This window comes from Burkholderia sp. PU8-34 (assembly GCF_053427725.1).
The window spans coordinates 125,762-143,669 of sequence record NZ_JBSAXC010000015.1 but is presented as its reverse complement, the minus strand read 5'-3'; the positions used below and the strand labels follow the sequence as shown (position 1 = coordinate 143,669).

17 protein-coding genes are annotated in these 17,908 nt (G+C 68.1%); 15 read left to right on the top strand and 2 right to left on the bottom strand.

All coding sequences use genetic code 11. From position 1 onward, the window contains the following. The first annotated feature begins 4 nt into the window (after positions 1–4). From ccsB to msrQ, 3 genes are all read left to right on the top strand, one after another. Complete coding sequence (ccsB, locus tag ACV22Z_RS28210) at positions 5–1,195, top strand: c-type cytochrome biogenesis protein CcsB (RefSeq protein WP_448079557.1); 1,191 nt, start codon at positions 5–7, stop codon at positions 1,193–1,195. A gap of 158 nt (positions 1,196–1,353) precedes the next feature. Next, on the top strand, positions 1,354–2,349 hold the full coding sequence (gene msrP, locus ACV22Z_RS28205; protein ID WP_448079556.1) for a protein-methionine-sulfoxide reductase catalytic subunit MsrP: 996 nt from the start codon (positions 1,354–1,356) through the stop codon (positions 2,347–2,349). A 20-nt stretch (positions 2,350–2,369) separates the two neighbouring features. After that, the gene (gene msrQ, locus ACV22Z_RS28200) at positions 2,370–3,038 is read left to right on the top strand and encodes a protein-methionine-sulfoxide reductase heme-binding subunit MsrQ (protein ID WP_448079555.1); all 669 of its coding nucleotides are present in this window, start codon (positions 2,370–2,372) and stop codon (positions 3,036–3,038) included. A gap of 101 nt (positions 3,039–3,139) precedes the next feature. Here the strand turns inward: msrQ and lptM are convergent, their stop codons facing one another. Then, the gene (lptM, locus tag ACV22Z_RS28195; RefSeq protein WP_448079554.1) at positions 3,140–3,424 is read right to left on the bottom strand and encodes an LPS translocon maturation chaperone LptM; all 285 of its coding nucleotides are present in this window, start codon (positions 3,422–3,424) and stop codon (positions 3,140–3,142) included. A 36-nt stretch (positions 3,425–3,460) separates the two neighbouring features. On the opposite strand from lptM, the gene cyaY reads away from it, so the two are divergent. Then, positions 3,461–3,787: an iron donor protein CyaY gene (cyaY, locus tag ACV22Z_RS28190; protein WP_448079553.1), complete on the top strand. Its 327-nt coding sequence runs from the start codon at positions 3,461–3,463 to the stop codon at positions 3,785–3,787. 106 nt (positions 3,788–3,893) lie between these two features. Here the strand turns inward: cyaY and ACV22Z_RS28185 are convergent, their stop codons facing one another. Further along, entirely contained in the window at positions 3,894–6,284 is a 2,391-nt protein-coding gene (locus tag ACV22Z_RS28185) for a penicillin-binding protein 1A (RefSeq protein ID WP_448079552.1), read from the bottom strand. 221 nt (positions 6,285–6,505) lie between these two features. Between ACV22Z_RS28185 and ACV22Z_RS28180 the strand changes: the two genes are divergently transcribed. The 11 genes from ACV22Z_RS28180 to ACV22Z_RS28130 all read left to right on the top strand — a co-directional run bounded on the left by ACV22Z_RS28180 (position 6,506) and on the right by ACV22Z_RS28130 (position 17,869). Further along, positions 6,506–7,432 (top strand): competence protein ComA, encoded by a 927-nt coding sequence (locus ACV22Z_RS28180; protein WP_448079551.1) that lies wholly within the window; start codon positions 6,506–6,508, stop codon positions 7,430–7,432. Beyond that, a complete protein-coding gene (locus tag ACV22Z_RS28175; protein ID WP_448079550.1) occupies positions 7,429–8,076 on the top strand; it encodes a fimbrial protein in 648 nt (215 codons plus the stop codon). The genes ACV22Z_RS28180 and ACV22Z_RS28175 overlap by 4 nt, the downstream gene beginning before the upstream one ends. Further along, on the top strand, positions 8,073–8,972 hold the full coding sequence (locus ACV22Z_RS28170) for a pilus assembly protein (RefSeq protein WP_448079549.1): 900 nt from the start codon (positions 8,073–8,075) through the stop codon (positions 8,970–8,972). The genes ACV22Z_RS28175 and ACV22Z_RS28170 overlap by 4 nt, the downstream gene beginning before the upstream one ends. Further along, the gene (locus ACV22Z_RS28165; protein ID WP_448079548.1) at positions 8,966–10,591 is read left to right on the top strand and encodes a type IV pilus secretin PilQ; all 1,626 of its coding nucleotides are present in this window, start codon (positions 8,966–8,968) and stop codon (positions 10,589–10,591) included. Before ACV22Z_RS28170 ends, ACV22Z_RS28165 begins: the two co-directional genes overlap by 7 nt. A gap of 40 nt (positions 10,592–10,631) precedes the next feature. Next, positions 10,632–11,186, top strand: coding sequence for a shikimate kinase (locus ACV22Z_RS28160; protein WP_448079547.1), 555 nt, complete (start codon positions 10,632–10,634; stop codon positions 11,184–11,186). Further along, entirely contained in the window at positions 11,183–12,262 is a 1,080-nt protein-coding gene (aroB, locus tag ACV22Z_RS28155) for a 3-dehydroquinate synthase (protein ID WP_448079546.1), read from the top strand. Before ACV22Z_RS28160 ends, aroB begins: the two co-directional genes overlap by 4 nt. 41 nt (positions 12,263–12,303) lie before the next feature. Then, positions 12,304–13,512 (top strand): deoxyguanosinetriphosphate triphosphohydrolase, encoded by a 1,209-nt coding sequence (locus ACV22Z_RS28150; RefSeq protein ID WP_448079545.1) that lies wholly within the window; start codon positions 12,304–12,306, stop codon positions 13,510–13,512. An 88-nt stretch (positions 13,513–13,600) separates the two neighbouring features. Then, a complete protein-coding gene (gene ugpB, locus ACV22Z_RS28145; protein ID WP_448079544.1) occupies positions 13,601–14,935 on the top strand; it encodes a sn-glycerol-3-phosphate ABC transporter substrate-binding protein UgpB in 1,335 nt (444 codons plus the stop codon). A gap of 93 nt (positions 14,936–15,028) precedes the next feature. Next, positions 15,029–15,913, top strand: coding sequence for a sn-glycerol-3-phosphate ABC transporter permease UgpA (ugpA, locus tag ACV22Z_RS28140; RefSeq protein ID WP_448079543.1), 885 nt, complete (start codon positions 15,029–15,031; stop codon positions 15,911–15,913). Then, the gene (ugpE, locus tag ACV22Z_RS28135; protein WP_448079542.1) at positions 15,910–16,755 is read left to right on the top strand and encodes a sn-glycerol-3-phosphate ABC transporter permease UgpE; all 846 of its coding nucleotides are present in this window, start codon (positions 15,910–15,912) and stop codon (positions 16,753–16,755) included. Before ugpA ends, ugpE begins: the two co-directional genes overlap by 4 nt. A gap of 28 nt (positions 16,756–16,783) precedes the next feature. Beyond that, on the top strand, positions 16,784–17,869 hold the full coding sequence (locus ACV22Z_RS28130) for a sn-glycerol-3-phosphate import ATP-binding protein UgpC (RefSeq protein ID WP_448079541.1): 1,086 nt from the start codon (positions 16,784–16,786) through the stop codon (positions 17,867–17,869). Positions 17,870–17,908: the final 39 nt, after the last annotated feature.

The window sequence follows — 17,908 nt, the reverse complement described above, 5'->3', positions numbered from 1 at the left end:
CATCATGGATCTCACACAAGTCTCCCCCGCCCGTGAGGCGTCGGCCCAGGCCCCGGTTTCGGCGCCGCTGTTCGACGACCGTCCGTTCCTGATGCGCCTGTCGCCGCTCGACTGGCTGTTCGCGCTGGCACTGGTGCTCGGCGCGGGCTATGCGTTCGTGCACTACAACGCGCACATGGATTACTACGACAAGGCGGTGCTGATCGGCACCGTCCCGGCGCTCGTCACGCTCGGCTGGCGCTGGAAGCCGGCCCGGCTGCTGATGGCGTCGATCGCGGTGCTGTCGCTGCTGTCGATCCAGATCTACCAGGGCGACCTCGCGCGCGCGGAATCGGCGTTCTTCCTCAAGTACTTCCTGTCGAGCCAGTCGGCGATCCTGTGGATGAGCGCGCTGTTCGTGCTCGCGACGATCTTCTACTGGATCGGCACGCTGTCGCGCTCGGAGACGGGCGGCGCGATCGGGCAGAAGCTCACGTGGGTCGCGGTGCTGATGGGCTTCACGGGGATGATGGTGCGCTGGTACGAGTCGTACCTGATCGGCGCCGACGTCGGCCACATTCCGGTGTCGAACCTCTATGAAGTGTTCGTGCTGTTCAGCCTGATCACCGCGCTGCTCTACCTGTACTACGAAGGCCATTACGGCACGCGCGCGCTCGGCGCGTTCGTGCTGCTGGTCATCAGCGCGGCGGTCGGCTTCCTGATGTGGTATTCGATCGCCCGCGACGCGCAACAGATCCAGCCGCTCGTGCCGGCGCTGCAGAGCTGGTGGATGAAGATCCACGTGCCTGCGAACTTCATCGGCTACGGCAGCTTCGCACTGTCGGCGATGGTGTCGGTCGCGTACCTGATGAAGGAGCGCGGCGTGCTCGCCGATCGTTTGCCGACGCTCGACGTGCTCGACGACGTGATGTACAAGTCGATCGCGGTCGGTTTCGCGTTCTTCACGATCGCGACGATCCTCGGCGCGCTGTGGGCGGCCGAGGCGTGGGGCGGCTACTGGAGCTGGGACCCGAAGGAAACCTGGGCGCTGATCGTGTGGCTGAACTACGCAGCATGGCTGCACATGCGTCTGATGAAAGGCCTGCGCGGCACGGCCGCTGCATGGTGGGCGCTGACGGGGCTCGTCGTCACGACGTTCGCGTTCCTCGGCGTCAACATGTTCCTGTCCGGGCTGCATAGCTACGGCAAGCTGTAAGATCGCCGACGCTCGTCCGACTAAAGACCGCCGGTGCACTGCGTGCCCGGCGGTTTTCTTTTGTAACGGGCGGGCGGCCCGGGTGCCGAACGGCGCATGCTGGCCCCGGTCGAACGCGCATGGCGCGTGCATGATGCGCACGCAGGAGGAGCAGCACGATGTGGATCAGACGGCCTTTCCGGAGCGCGTTGAGCGGTGATGACATCCCGCGCAGCGAGATCACGCCGCGCGCGGTATTCGAGAGCCGCAGGCGCGTGCTGCAGGCGGCCGGCATTGCAGCCGCCGGCGGCATGCTGGGCACGAGCGGCGCAGCGTTCGCCGCGTACGCGTCGCCCGATGCGCGGGCGGCGAAACTGGCCGCGAAAACCAACCCGAAATTCGTCGTCGCCGACAAGGTGACGCTGTTCAAGGACATCACGTCCTACAACAACTTCTACGAGTTCGGCACCGACAAGGGCGATCCGGCCCAGAACGCCGGCACGCTGCGGGCGCGTCCGTGGCGCGTGAGCGTCGAAGGCGAAGTGCAGCATCCGAAGGTGTTCGATCTCGACGAGCTGCTCGGGCTCGCGCCGCTCGAGGAGCGCGTGTACCGGCTGCGCTGCGTCGAAGGCTGGTCGATGGTGATTCCGTGGATCGGCGTGCCGCTCGCGGAGCTGATCAAACGCGTGCAGCCGACCGGTAACGCGAAATACGTGCAGTTCATCACGCTCGCCGACCCGTCGCAGATGCCGGGACTGTCGACGCCGATCCTCGAATGGCCGTATTCGGAAGGACTGCGGATGGACGAGGCGATGCATCCGCTGACGCTGCTGACAATGGGCGTCTACGGGCAGGTGTTGCCGAACCAGAACGGCGCGCCGGTGCGCGTCGTCGTGCCGTGGAAGTACGGTTTCAAGAGCGCAAAGTCGCTCGTGAAGATCCGCTTTGTCGCCAGTCAGCCGCCGACCAGCTGGAACACCTATGCGCCGAACGAGTACGGCTTCTATTCGAACGTGAATCCGAACGTCGACCATCCGCGCTGGAGCCAGGCCACCGAGCGCCGTATCGGCGAGGACGGGTTCTTCACGCCGAAGCGCAAGACGCTGATGTTCAACGGCTACGGGGACCTCGTCGCGTCGATGTATCAGGGCATGGACCTGAAGAAATTCTTCTGACGCGACCGGTGAGAAACGACATGCCTCCTTCGACGCTCACGCCCGCGCGCGTCGCCGCGCCGCGACCGGGCAGTACGCGCATGGCGGCCGCGCCACGCTGGGTCGCGCCTGCCAAGGTACTGGTGTTCGCGGCCGGCCTGTATCCGCTTGCACGTCTTGTGATGTTCGGCCTGACCGACCGGCTCGGTGCCAACCCGATCGAGTTCGTCACGCGCTCGACCGGCCTGTGGACGCTCGTGATGCTGTGCGTCACGCTCGGCGTCACGCCGCTGCGCCGGGTGACCGGCGCCGCCGCGCTGCTGCGGTTTCGGCGGATGCTCGGCCTGTTCGCGTTCTTCTATGCGACGCTGCACTTTACGACCTACATCTGGTTCGACAAGTGGTTCGATCTGGTCGCGATCCTGAAGGACGTCGGCAAGCGGCCGTTCATCACCGTCGGCTTCACCGCGTTCGTGCTGCTGATCCTGCTTGCCGCGACGTCGCCGCGCGTCATGGTGCGCAGGCTCGGCCGCCACTGGGCGACGCTGCATCGCGCGATCTATGCGGTCGCGCTGCTTGGCGTGCTGCACTTCTGGTGGATGAAGGCCGGCAAGCACGATCTCGCGCAGCCGAAACTTTACGCGGTGATCGTCGCGGCGCTGCTTGGCTGGCGGCTGGTGGCGCGGGGATGGCGGCGCGTGCGCGCATGACGGGGCGCGATTGCGCGGTGGACCGCGGACAAAGCAAAAGGCGACGACCGGGCGGCCATCGCCTTTTTTGCGGGGACATCGCGCGTGCCCCGGTGCGTCATTTACTGCGTGCTGGCGGGGCCGGAAGCCGGCGCAGGGGCCGGTACGCCCGATGCGCCGCTCGACAGTTCCGGCGATAACGACAGCGGCGTGCCCGACGTGTCGGGCATGCTGTCGGACGCGGATTCGTCGGTCGGCTTGACGTCTGACGGCGGGGTATTCTGCTGCTCGATCGGTTTCGGCGGCAGCGGCGGCACGGTGGGCAGATAGAGCGGACCGCGTTGACCGCAGCCTGCAAGAATTGCCAAAGCCGCTACAATCGCGCTCATCCGGAAAACGACTCGCATGATCGTCCCTGAACAATTGAATCGATAGAGTTTAGCATGTCCGATACCGAATACCTGACCCGTGCCGAGGCCGTGCTGGCGGCCGTCGAGCGTACCGTGGACGCCGCCAACGACGGCGATCACGATATCGACCTGGAGCGCAACGGCAGCGTCCTCACGCTGACGTTCGAGAACGGCTCGAAGATCATCGTCAACCTGCAGCCGCCGATGAAGGAGGTGTGGATTGCCGCGAAGGCGGGCGGTTTCCATTACCGCTACATCGACGGCAAGTGGCTCGATACGCGAACCGGCACCGAATTCTTCTCGGCGCTGAGCGACTACGCGACCCAGCAGGCCGGGATGCCGATCACGTTCAGCGCGTGAGCGTCGGCGCCGGCAGGCGCCGGTCGTCGTGCGAACACCGTCGCACCAACGAAAAAGCGGCCCGCGGGCCGCTTTTTCATGTCCGTGATAACGGTTGGTGGGGCGGTCAGTGGCCGCGGAACAGGTTCATGATGTCCTGCTTCTCCTGCTCGTCGACGTGCGGAACGGGCTCTTCGGCCGTGTCCTGGTCCGCCGGCGCCTGCGGCACGCCAACCGTCGACACGAAGCCGTGCCCCGGCGTGAAGTCGGAGAAATACAACTCGCTGCCGAGCGCCTCGACGCCGTCAGGCATCGCCGGCTTGAATTCCGGGACGCCCTTCAGCGCCGCGCCCATGTAGTCGATCCACACGGGCAGCGCGAGGCCGCCGCCGGTTTCGCGGTCGCCGAGGCTGCGCGGGTTGTCGTAGCCGATCCACGCGATCGCGGCGAGCGTGTGCTGGTAGCCGGCGAACCATGCGTCGTGCGAGTCGTTCGTCGTGCCGGTCTTGCCGGCGAGATCGCCGCGCTTGAGCATGTTGGTCTTCGCGCCGGTGCCGCGCTGCGCGACGCTCTGCAGCAGGCTGTTCATCACGTACGCATTGCGCGCGTCGATCGCGCGCGGCGCGTTCTGCTCGGCGATGAGCGGCTGCGCGCGGGCCACGATCACGCCGTTCGGATCGGTCACTTCGGCGATCAGGTACGGATTGACCCGGTAGCCGCCGTTCGCGAACACCGAGTAAGCGCCCGCCATCTGCAGCGGCGTGACGAGACCCGCGCCGAGCGCCATCGGCAGGTAGGCCGGGTGGCGGTCGGCGTCGAAGCCGAAGCGCGTGATGTATTGCTGCGCGTACTTCGTGCCGATGTGGTTGAGGATCCGGATCGACACGAGGTTGCGCGAGCGCTGCAGCGCGGTGCGCATCGACATCGGGCCCTCGAAGCCGCCGCCGTAGTTCTTCGGTTCCCACGGCTGGCCGCCGGTTTCGGCGGCGCTGAAGTACAGCGGGCCGTCGTTGATCACCGTCGCCGGCCCGAGGCCCTTGTCGAGCGACGCCGAGTAGATGAACGGCTTGAACGACGAACCCGGCTGCCGCCACGCCTGCGTGACGTGGTTGAACTTGTTCTTGTTGTAATCGAAGCCGCCGACGAGCGAGCGGATCGCGCCGTCCTGCGGGACGATCGACAGGAATGCGCCCTCGACCTGCGGCTGTTGCGTGATCGCCCATTTGCCGGCGTCGTTCTTCACGACACGGACGATTGCGCCCGGACGAATGCGCCGGTTCGGCTGCGCGTTGGCCGATAGCGCGCCTGAGGCGAAGCGCAGGTTGTCGCCTTCGAGCGTGGCCTCGCTGCCGTCGATGAACGCGACCGTGATCTGGCGCGGGCTCGCCGCGGTGACGACAGCCGCGATCAGCTCGCCGTTGTCCGGGTGCTCGAGCAGCGCGTCGTCGATCGCCTGCTCGCGGTCGTCCGCGTTGGCCGGCAGCTCGATGAAGCCTTCCGGGCCGCGATAGCCGTGGCGTCGCTCGTAGTCCATGATCCCGCTGCGCAATGCGCTGTAGGCGACCTGCTGGTCGGCGGAATCGATCGTCGTGACGACGTTGAAGCCGCGCGTGTACGTCTCTTCGCGGTATTGCGCGTACATCATCTGGCGCACCATTTCCGCGACGTACTCGGCGTGCACGCTGTATTCGCGGCCTGCGCCCTTGACGACGAGCGGCTGCGCGATCGCCTCGTCGTACTGCTCGCGCGTGATGAAGTTCAGCTCGAGCATCCGCTGCAGGATGTACTGCTGGCGCACCTTCGCGCGCTTCGGGTTGACGACGGGGTTATAGGCGGACGGCGCCTTCGGCAGGCCCGCCAGCATCGCGGCTTCTGCAAGCGTGATGTCCTTCAGGTCCTTGCCGAAATAGACGCGTGCCGCACTCGCGAAACCGTACGCGCGCTGCCCGAGATAGATCTGATTCATGTAGACCTCGAGAATCTGATCCTTCGTCAGCGCGCGCTCGATGCGGTACGCGAGCAGCATCTCGTAGATCTTGCGCGTGTAGGTCTTCTCGCTCGACAGGAAGAAATTGCGCGCGACCTGCATCGTGATCGTGCTCGCGCCCTGCGTCGCATGGCCGTTCGTCAGCGCGACGATGCCGGCGCGGAAGATTCCGGTGAGGTCGACGCCGCCGTGGTCGTAGAAGCGCGCGTCCTCGATCGCGAGAATCGCCTTCTTCAGCGAGTCGGGCACGTCCTTGAAGTGGACGATATCGCGGCGTTCCTCGCCGAATTCGCCGATCAGCACGTGATCAGACGTATAGATGCGCAGCGGAACCTTCGGACGATAGTCGGTGAGCGCGTCGAGCGACGGCATGTTGGGCGACGCGACCACGAGCGCGTAGCCGAGCACCAGGCCGCCGCACAGGACGAGCGCCACGCATACCGCGGCTAAGCCGAACAGGACTTTCAGCCACCAGGGGCGCTTCTTCGGCTCCGGGGCCGGGGGCGGGGACGTAGGGGACGTGGATTGCATAGGCATACCGGAATACAGTCCCGCGATTATAGCTGCCCGGTATGGCCGGTCCTGACGCGGGGGTGCGGGCGCGGCTGCGGGTGGCCGTCCTTCCAGCATAGCGCGCCTGCGGGCGCGGTTCGCGGCGTTGGCCGTTCGGCCGACTGTTGGCGGCGCGCGCCGCTGCGCAGAATGCGAGCCTGAGGTTGCGGCATGGGCCGCGACGATTGCGGGAGGCTCGGATGGCCGGACGATGGGTGGCGCGTTTCGCGATGGGCAGGTGCACGGCGACGGGGATCGACGTCGGCGCCAACGAGGTGAGGGTGGCGGTGCTGAGCCGGGGCAGGCGTGGCGCGAATGTGCGGGTCGAGGGGCTCGAGGTCGAGCCGCTCGGGCCGGCGGACGAGCCTGGGGACGCGCGTTGGGCCGCGGTCGGCCGCGCGCTGTCGGCGGCCGTGTCGCGGTTGTCGTCGCGCGGGGTGCGGTGTGACGCGCGCGGCGTGATGGCGCTGCGCGACGACGAGATGCGCACCGCGACGCTCGATCTCGCGGGCCGCGACGATGTCGCCGACGCGGCGCGGCAGGCAGCGGAGCGCATTTGCGGGCTTGCGCCGGACAGTCTCGCGTTCGACTGGCGTCCCGGGGACGGTGCGCGGCCGGGCGAGATCGCGATCGCCGCCGCACCGCAGGTCCTGCTGCAGCGGCGGGTCGATGCGGCAGCGCTCGCCGGCGTCGACCTGACGGCGGTCGACGGCGAGTCGATGGCGGCGCTGCGGGCGCTGCGCCATGCCGCATTGCACGAGTTGGGCGAGCACGAGCCGTATTGCGCGCTCTGGTTCGGTGAAGCGGGCGTGCGTGGCTGGTGGCTCGAGCGCAACGCCGCGGTGCTTCAGTTCGCATTCCCGGATCGCGCGCACACCGCGCTGCCCGACGCGCTGCGCGCTTTTGCGCGGCAGCCGGCCCGTTGCGTGGTCGTTGGCGGCGACGACCGCTGCGTCACGCGGTTCGGAACCTCCATCGCCGAAATCGGTGATCTGCTCGGCGCGGCTGCGTTGCCGTTCGAATGCGGGCATTGGGCGGCCGACGTTGCCGACGCGCAGTCCGGTGCGCCGAGCGGGCCGGCGTTTGCGGTGGCGTTCGGGCTGGCGCTGCGCGGGGTGTGGGAATGAGTGCGCAGGGCGTCACGACAGGCGCACCCGCGGCCGGGCCGGCATCGCTCGACGGATTCAACCTGCTGCCATATCGCGATCGCATCGCGCGGGCGATGCGCCGCCGCCGCGCGGCGCAATGCGGCGCCGCGATCCTGCTCGGTGCGGCGGGCGTCGGCGTGTGGACAGGCGGCGCGGCCTGGCTGCGCGTGCGTACCGACGCCGAACGCGCGCGCGTCGACGCGCGACTGCTGCGCCAGCAGCCGCAGGTCGACGCGGCGGTGCGCGCCGCGCGAAGCGCCGCGGCCGCAGCGCTTCGCAGCGGGCAGGCGGCGGCGCTGGTTGCGCCGTACCGGCAGGCAGTCGAATTGCTCGCGTTGCTGGCGCAGGTGCGCGACGACGAAGTGCGTCTGGACGCGTTGCGTGCAACGCCGTTCGGCGCGGAACTGGACGCGCGGGCCACCAGCTACCGCGCGGCGGCAACGTGGTTCGCCCGCCTCGAGCACGAGCCGCAACGGTGGCGTGTCGACGTCGACGTGCTGAAGCCGGCCCCGCCCGAACCGGGGGGCGCGGGGGGCGCGGCGCGGATGCCTTACCGGTTTTCCGGGCAATTGCGCCGGCAAGACGCGCCGTCGCATCCGGCGCCGCCGGAGGGGCACCGATGACATCGATCGCACATCGATCGGGATTCGGCGGCGCCCGGTGGGCCGGTGTCGTGTCGCGTGTGCAGCCTGCCGTGTTGCATGCCGCAGGCTGCGTGCTCGCGTTCGGCGCAGTGCTGGCTGGTGGCATTCATCTGGCGGATGCTGCCGACTGGAGCGGTCTCGCCCGCAGCCGCGCATCGCTCGATGCAACCAATATGCGCGCTGCCGCGGCGGATCGCGTGCTCGCCGAGGCAGAACGCAGGCGTGACGCGCATACGTCCCCCGGCGGCGGCAGCGACAGCGAACCGACGGTGCCCGGCCGGGCTGCGCTGATGCTCGAGCTGGCCGAACTCGTCGCGTCGAGCGGGCTGCGGATCGTGTCGTTCGAGCCGGGGCCGCTGCCGGCACAGCACGCGAAACCGGATGCGCGCAGCACGGTGCGCGTCATCGCGGACGGCAGTTTTTCGGCGCTGCGCCGGCTGGTCGATAGCCTGGCGGCGTTGCCCGTGCTTGCCGTGCCGTCGACGATCCACGTCGAACGCAACAAGCGCGACGAACGGGTTGCGCGCGTGGAGCTGGCGCTCGACCTGTTTCCCGGATTGCCCGGCGCCGCGCTTGCTTGGGGCGACGCACCGGCCGGGGAGCAGGCAACGGAGGCCGATCCGTTCGCTTCCGCGGACGGTCCGGAATCGGGCCGTGCCGCGCCGTCGCGGCTGGCCGGCGTAATGCGGGATACCCGCGCCGGTCTCGCGCTGTTCGACGACGGCGCGGGGGAGATCACGGCGGCGGCGGCCGGCGAGGCGGTCGGTGCGATGCGCGTGACGAGGATCGACGCGGAAGCGGTCACGCTCGCGACGGCGAATGGGTCGCGCAGGATGGAACTGATGGAGCCGAACGGGGGAGGCACGCAATGGTGAAGAGCGGATGGCGCGCAACGCTCGTCTGGATCGGCATGAGCGCCGCGGCGGCGTGGGGCGCGCTGCCGCCGCTGCCCGCCGCGTGGGCTGCTGCGGAGTCGCGTGCTGCCGATCTGTTGCCGGACGTGCCGCCGGATGTGCCGCTGCCGCAGCGCATGATCGCCGGTCCGGACATCGCGTCGCCGGCGCCGGAGACGGTCCCACCACCGCCCGGACCTGCGCCACGCACTGCGCCCGCGCCCGCACTCGAAGGTCCGCCGATCCCGCTGCCGCCACCTGCGCGCATGAGCGATGCGGCCGCGCGGCAACCGGGCGACAGGGACGATGCGCGGCGGATCTCGCTGAACCTCCAGGGCGTCAGCCTGGCCGCCGCATTCGACGCGTTTGCGCGCTTCACCGGGCTCAACATCGTCGTCGGAGAGCAGGTGCGCGGCACCGTATCGTTACGTCTGAACAATGTCCGCTGGCGGGATGCGTTCGACATGCTGCTCGACACGCACGGGCTCGCGATGTCCCGGCGTGGCAACGTGATCTGGGTCACACCGGCGGCCGAGCTGGCGGCACGGGAGCGCGAACGCTACGACGCCCATGCGCGGTCGGCCGAACTCGAGCCGCTCGACAGCCGCACGTTCGTGCTGCACTACCCGCGCGCGCAGGACGTGCAGCGGCTCCTGACCGGCGCGGCCGGGCAGCGCCTGCTGTCAAAGCGCGGTGCGGCGGCGGCCGACGCACGCATGAACCTGCTGTTCGTCACCGATCTCGCGCCGCGTATCGCCCAGATCGCCGCACTGATCGAAGCGATCGACCGGCCGTCGAGGCAGGTCCGGATCGAAGCGCGCATCGTCGAAGGCGAGCAGGGCTTCTCGCGCAACCTCGGGGCGCGCGTTGCGTTGCGCGCGCAGGGGCGGCCCCCGGCGGGCGAAGGCGCGGCCACGGGCGATCGCACCGCGCTCGACCTGGCCGCCCGGCCGCTCGCCGGCTTCGATGCCGCCACGGCTGGCTTCACGCTGTTCGCCGCGCCGCTGAGCCGCGTGCTCGACGTCGAGTTGAGCGCGCTCGAGGCGCAGGGGCGGGGACAGATCGTGTCGAGTCCGCGCGTCGTGACGGCCGATCGCGCGAAGGCGATCGTCGAGCAGGGGACCGAGCTGCCGTACCAGGCCAAGGTCGGCAACGGCGTGAGCGGCGTACAGTTCCGCCGCGCGACCCTCAAGCTCGAGGTCGAACCGCAGATCACCCCGGACGGGCGCGTCGTGCTCGATCTCGACGTCACGAAGGACAGCGTCGGCGAGCCGACGGCGGCCGGCCCCGCGATCCATACGAAGCACGTGCAGACGCGGGTCGAGGTGGAGGACGGCGGGACGGTCGCGATCGGCGGGATCTACGAGCGGCTGGACCGGGACGATGTGACGCGCGTGCCGCTCTTGGGCAAAATACCGGTACTGGGCGCGCTGTTCCGGCACCGGGCGCAGCGCGAACAGCGCAGCGAACTGGTCGTCTTCATCACCCCGACCGTGGTCGGCCAGCGGTGCGATACTGCCGGCGCTGACGCGCCGGACCCGGGTGATCCGGCCCCGGACGCCGCCGGCCCAGGCTCGACAAGGCAGCCGCTTTGCCAGTAAGCTGCGCCACACACCAGCAAGATTGAAGCAGAGGAAGCCGTTGCAAGCGCGGGACCCACACGCAAACGTATTTTTCGTCGGCCTTATGGGAGCGGGTAAGACCACCGTAGGCCGTGCGGTCGCGCGCCGGCTCGACAGGACGTTCTTCGACTCCGACCACGAGATCGAGGCACGCACGGGCGCCCGCATTCCGGTGATCTTCGAAATGGAAGGCGAGGCCGGGTTTCGCGACCGCGAAGCGCAGATGATCGCCGAGCTCACGCAGCGCGAGAACATCGTGCTCGCGACGGGCGGCGGCGCGGTGTTGCGACCCGAAAATCGCGACTGCCTGAAAGCGCATGGCATCGTCGTCTATCTGCGCGCGAATCCGCACGATCTGTGGCTGCGCACGCGCAAGGACAAGAACCGGCCGCTCCTGCAGACCGGGGATCCGAAGGCGCGCCTCGAGGCGCTCTACGAAGTGCGCGACCCGCTGTACCGCGAATGCGCGGATTTCGTCATCGAAACGGGCCGCCCGTCGGTCAACGGGCTCGTCAACATGGTGCTGATGCAACTCGAACTGGCGGGAGTCGTCGCCAAGCCAATACAAGCATGATTACTGTCAACGTCGATCTGGGCGACCGCGCCTATCCGATTCATATTGGCGCCGGCCTGATCGGCCGCTCCGAACTGTTCGCGCCCCACATCAAGGGCTCGTCTGTCACGATCGTCACGAACACGACGGTCGATCCGCTCTACGGCGACGCGCTGCGCGCAGCGCTCGCGCCGCTCGGCAAGCGCGTGTCGACAGTCGTGCTGCCGGACGGCGAGGCGTACAAGAACTGGGAAACGCTGAATCTGATTTTCGACGGCCTGCTAACCGAACGCGCGGACCGCAAGACAACGCTCGTCGCGCTCGGCGGCGGCGTGATCGGCGACATGACGGGGTTCGCGGCCGCGTGCTACATGCGCGGCGTGCCGTTCATCCAGGTGCCGACCACGCTGCTGTCGCAGGTCGATTCGTCGGTCGGCGGCAAGACGGGCATCAACCACCCGCTCGGCAAGAACATGATCGGCGCGTTCTACCAGCCGCAGGCCGTGATCGCGGACATCGGCGCGCTGGCGACGCTGCCCGATCGCGAACTGGCGGCGGGCATCGCCGAGATCATCAAGACCGGCGCGATCGCCGACGCCGCGTTCTTCGACTGGATCGAGGCGAACGTCGGCGCGTTGAACCGCCGCGAGCCGGGCGCGCTTGCCGAGGCGGTCAAGCGCTCGTGCGAGATCAAGGCGAGCGTGGTCGCGGCCGACGAGCGCGAGGGCGGCCTGCGCGCGATCCTCAATTTCGGCCACACGTTCGGCCATGCGATCGAGGCCGGCCTCGGCTACGGCGAGTGGCTGCACGGCGAGGCGGTCGGCTGCGGGATGGTGATGGCGGGCGACCTGTCGGTGCGGCTCGGCCTGCTCGACGACGCGTCGCGGCAGCGCCTGGACGCGGTGATCGCGGCCGCGCACCTGCCGACCCGCGCGCCCGCGCTTGGCGACGCGCGCTACATGGACCTGATGCGCGTCGACAAGAAGGCCGAAGCCGGCGCGATCAAGTTCATCCTGCTGAAGCGCTTCGGCGATACGCTGATCACGCCGGCGCCCGACGAAGCAGTGTTCGCTACACTGGCGGCGACGACGCAATAACCTCGGCCCGGCTGCCCGGTGCCCTTGACGTGGAGGAGACGGTGAGCGAGACATCCAGCAGCAAGTTGCCACGCCAGCCCCGCAGCGCGGCCGCGCCGGTGGCCGAGCCGCCGACGCTGGCGGCGCTGGAAGCCCATCTCGCCCCGTATGCCGCGCACGGGTCGCAGTCGCGCGGCCGGCGCCATCCGGAGCCGCCGCCCGCGGCCCGCACCGAATTCCAGCGCGACCGCGACCGCATCGTCCACTCGACCGCGTTCCGCCGGCTCGAATACAAGACCCAGGTCTTCGTCAATCACGAAGGCGATCTGTTTCGTACCCGCCTCACGCACAGCCTCGAAGTCGCGCAGATCGCGCGCTCGGTCGCGCGCAACCTGCGGCTGAACGAGGATCTCGTCGAGGCGATCTCGCTCGCGCACGACCTCGGGCACACGCCGTTCGGCCACGCGGGGCAGGACGCGCTCAACGCATGCATGCGCGAGCACGGCGGCTTCGAGCACAACCTGCAGAGCCTTGCCGTCGTCGACGAACTCGAAGAGCACTACGGCGCGTTCAACGGCCTGAATCTCTGCTTCGAGACGCGCGAAGGCATCCTCAAGCATTGTTCGCGCGACAACGCGCGCAAGCTCGGCGCGCTCGGCGAGCGCTTCCTGCTGGGGCGCCAGCCGTCGCTCGAGGCGCAGCTCGCGAACATCGCCGACGAAATCGCGTACAACAACCACGACGTCGACGACGGCCTGCGCTCGGGGCTGATCACGATCGGGCAGCTCGCCGAGATCGGGCTGTGGCAGCGCCATTGCGAGCAAGCGCTCGCCGAATTCCCGCAACTCGAAGGCCGTCGTCTCGTGCACGAGACGGTGCGCCGCATCATCAACACGCTGATCGTCGACCTGATCGACGAGACGCGGCGCAACCTCGCGCGTGTCGCGCCGGCGTCGCTCGACGACGTGCGCGCGGCGCCGCCGCTCGTGTCGCACAGCGAAGCCGTCGCAGCGGAAGCGGCGGCCCTCAAGCGTTTCCTGTTCAAGAACCTGTACCGCCATTACAAGGTGATGCGGATGGCGAACAAGGCGCAGCGTGTCGTCACGGGGCTGTTCGACGCGTTCCTCGACGATCCGCGCCTGCTGCCGCCGCCCTACCAGTCCGACGAAGCGGACAAGCAGCCGCGCCTCGTCGCCCATTACATTGCCGGCATGACCGATCGCTTCGCGCTGAAGGAATACCAGCGCTTGTTCGTCATCAGCGACAACTGACTGTCACAAACGACCACTAGACTTCGCCGGTTCAATGGCGATGGGGAAGCTCTACCTGCTGTTGGTAACGTTTTCATAGGAGAGGTCGATGAAGAAGAAGCCTGCGGGGACCCTGGTTCGTTCGATCGCGCTCGGCGGCGCGCTGATGTTCGGTGTGCAGCACGCGGCGTTCGCGGTGACGGAGATCCAGTTCTGGCATGCGATGGAAGCCGCGCTCGGCGATCGGGTCAACGAGATCGCGGCGCAGTTCAACGCGTCGCAAAGCGACTACAAGATCGTGCCGGTCTTCAAGGGCACGTATGACCAGGCGCTCGCGGCGGGCATCGCCGCGTACCGCAGCGGCAACGCGCCGGCGATCCTGCAGGTGTACGAAGTCGGCACCGCGACGATGATGCAGGCGAAGAAGGCGGTGGTGCCGGTCTACGACGTGTTCAAGCAGGCCGGCGTGCCGCTCGACGAGAAGGCGTTCGTGCCGACCGTCGCGAGCTACTACAGCGACGCGAAGACGGGCCATCTGGTGTCGATGCCGTTCAACAGCTCGACGCCGGTGCTGTACTACAACAAGGACGCGTTCAAGAAGGCCGGGCTCGATCCGAACCAGCCGCCGAAGACGTGGGACGAAGTGAAGACCGATGCGGAAAAGCTGCGCAAGTCGGGCATGGCATGCGGCTTCACGACCGGCTGGCAGGGCTGGGTCCAGCTCGAGAACTACAGCGCGTGGAATGCGCTGCCGTTCGCGAGCCGCAACAACGGCTTCGACGGCCCGGACGCGGTGCTCGAGTTCAACAAGCCGCAGCAGGTCGCGCACATCCAGTTCCTGCAGCAGATGGCGAAGGACGGCACGTTCACGTATGCGGGCCGCAAGGACGAAGCGTCGGCGAAGTTCAATAGCGGCGATTGCGGGATCATCACGACGTCTTCGGGGGCGCTGGCCAACGTCCACAAGTACGCGAAATTCGATTTCGGCACGGGCGTGATGCCGTACGACGCGAACGTGAAGGGCGCGCCGCAGAACGCGATCATCGGCGGCGCGAGCCTGTGGGTGCTTTCCGGCAAGGATCCGGCGACCTACAAGGGCGTCGCGAAATTCCTTGCGTACCTGAGCTCGCCGGCCGTCGCCGCGAAGTGGCACCAGGACACGGGCTATCTCCCGGTCACGACCGCCGCGTACGACCTGACCCGCCAGCAGGGCTTCTACGCGAAGAACCCGAGCGCGGAAACCGCGATCAAGCAGATGATGAACAAGCCGCCGCTGCCATACACGAAGGGCCTGCGGCTCGGCAACATGCCGCAGATCCGCACGGTCGTCGACGAGGAGCTCGAGCAGGTCTGGGCGCAGAAGAAGACGCCGAAGGAAGGGCTCGATTCCGCGGTCACCCGCGGCGACGAGCTGCTGCGGCGCTTCGAGAAGACCGGCAGCTGAGCACGACCCGCGCCGAACCGCCGTCCGCACGCGCCAAGCGCGCGCGCCGGCCGGCGGCGCGGCCTTCCCGTTTCGCCTGACCGGATTCCCGCGATGCAATCCCGTTCCCGTTTCGGCACGAGCCTGTTGCCGTACCTGCTGATCGCGCCGCAGCTCGCGATCACCGGCGTGTTCTTCCTGTGGCCTGCCGGCGTCGCGCTGTGGCAATCGACGCAAATGCAGGATGCGTTCGGCACGTCGAGCGAGTTCGTCGGCTTCGCGAACTTCGCGCATCTGTTTGCCGATCCGCTGTATCTCGACTCGTTTCGCACGACGCTCGTGTTCAGCGCACTCGTGACGGTGAGCGGGCTCGTCGTGTCGCTGTTGCTTGCCGCGTGCGCGGACCGCGTGGTGCGCGGCGCGCGCGCGTATCGCACGCTGCTGATCTGGCCGTACGCGGTCGCGCCGACGATCGCCGCGGTGCTGTGGGCGTTCCTGTTCAACCCGAGCATCGGCCTCATCACCTATGCGCTCGCGAAGTACGGAATCGTCTGGAACCACGCGCTGAACGGCGGGCAGGCGATGTTCCTCGTCGTGCTCGCGTCGGTGTGGAAGCAGGTGAGCTACAACTTCCTGTTCTTCTACGCGGGGCTGCAGGCGATCCCGCGCTCGCTGATCGAGGCGGCTGCGATCGACGGCGCGGGCCCCGTGCGGCGCTTCTTTCACGTCGTGCTGCCGCTGCTGTCGCCGACGAGCTTCTTCCTGCTGGTCGTGAACCTCGTGTACGCGTTCTTCGACACGTTCCCGGTGATCGACGCAGCGACGGCCGGCGGGCCCGCGCAGAGCACCAAGACGCTGATCTACAAGATTTTCGCGGAAGGCTTCCAGGGGCTCGACATCGGCAGCTCGGGCGCGCAGTCCGTGGTGCTGATGGCGATCGTCGTCGGGCTCACGGTGATCCAGTTCCGCTTCGTCGAACGCAGGGTGCAATACGCATGATCGAGAATCGCAAGGGCTTCGACCTGTTCTGCCACGCGGTGCTGATCGCGGGCGTCGTGCTGATCGTGTTTCCCGTCTACGTCGCGTTCTGCGCGGCGACGATGAGTTCGGCGGAAGTGTTCACGGTGCCGCTGTCGCTGGTGCCGAGCACGCACCTCTTCGAGAACGTCGCGTACATCTGGCGGCACGGCAGCGGCGCGACGGCCGCGCCGTTCGGCCGCCTGCTCGTCAACAGTTTCGCGATGGCGCTCGGCATCGCGGTCGGCAAGATCGCGGCGTCGATCCTGTCCGCGTACGCGATCGTCTATTTCCGCTTTCCGTTTCGCAACACGGCGTTCTGGCTGATCTTCGTCACGCTGATGCTGCCGGTCGAGGTGCGGATCTTCCCGACCGTGCAGGTCGTGTCGACGCTGCATATGACGAACGCGTACGCGGGGCTCACGCTGCCGCTGATCGCGTCGGCCACCGCGACGTTCCTGTTCAGGCAATTCTTCATGACGCTGCCCGACGAGCTGATGGATGCGGCGCGCATCGACGGCGCGGGGCCGCTGCGCTTCTTCTGGGACGTGGTCCTGCCGCTGTCGAAGACGAGCATCGCCGCGCTGTTCGTGATCACGTTCATCTACGGCTGGAACCAGTATCTGTGGCCGATCCTGATCACGACGGAGGCGTCGCTGTCGACGGCCGTCGTCGGCATCAAGACGATGATCGCGAGCGGCGACACGGCAACCGAATGGCATTACGTAATGGCGGCGACGCTGCTGGCGATGATTCCGCCGCTCGTCGTCGTGCTGGCGATGCAGCGCTGGTTCGTGCGCGGCCTCGTCGATTCAGAGAAATGACGGACAGCAAACCGGAGAGTTACGACGAATGGCTGCGCTGAGCTTGAAGGCCGTCAGGAAATCCTATGACGGCAAGCAGAACGTATTGCACGGGATCGACGTCGAGATCGCCGACGGCGAATTCATCGTGCTGGTCGGGCCGTCCGGCTGCGGCAAGTCGACGCTGCTGCGGATGATCGCGGGGCTCGAGAGCGTGACGGACGGCGAGATCGCGATCGGCGAGCGGGTGGTCAACACGCTCGAGCCGAAGGATCGCGACATCGCGATGGTGTTCCAGAACTATGCGCTGTACCCGCACATGACGGTCGCGCAGAACATGGGCTACGGGCTGAAGATCCGCGGCATCGAGCGCGCGACGATCGACGCGCGCGTCGCCGCCGCCGCGAAGATCCTCGAGCTCGAGCCGCTCCTCGCACGGCGCCCGCGCGAGCTGTCGGGCGGGCAGCGGCAGCGGGTCGCGATGGGGCGCGCGATCGTGCGCGAGCCGTCGGTCTTCCTGTTCGACGAGCCGCTGTCGAACCTCGACGCGAAGCTGCGCGTGCAGATGCGGCTCGAGATCCAGCGGCTGCATGCGCGGCTCGCGACGACGAGCGTCTACGTGACGCACGACCAGATCGAGGCGATGACGCTCGCGCAGCGCGTGATCGTGATGAACCGCGGCTATGCGGAGCAGATCGGCGCGCCGGTCGACGTGTACGAGAAGCCGGCGACCGTGTTCGTTGCGGGCTTCATCGGTTCGCCGGCGATGAACCTGCTGCAAGGGCGGCTGTCGGACGATGGTACGACGTTCACGGTCGCCGGCGGCGGCCCTGCGCTGCCGGTCGCCGGCGTGCCCGGAATCGGCACGGAGATCGCGCCGGGGCGCGACTGGGTGCTCGGCGTGCGTCCGGAGCACCTGACGCCGCAGCCGGGCGTGCCGCACGTCACGCTGCCGGTCGATTCGTGCGAGCTGCTCGGCGCGGACAACCTCGCGCACGGCCGCTGGGGCGCGCACGACGTCGCGGTGCGCCTGCCGCACGCGGACCGTCCGGCGCGCGGCACGGCGCTCGACGTTGCGCTGCCCGCGCACCGGCTGCATTTCTTCGATCCCGAAACCGGCAAGCGCGCCGGCTAGGCACGTTCGCAAGCCCGTTATTCGCGGGAACAGGCCCTA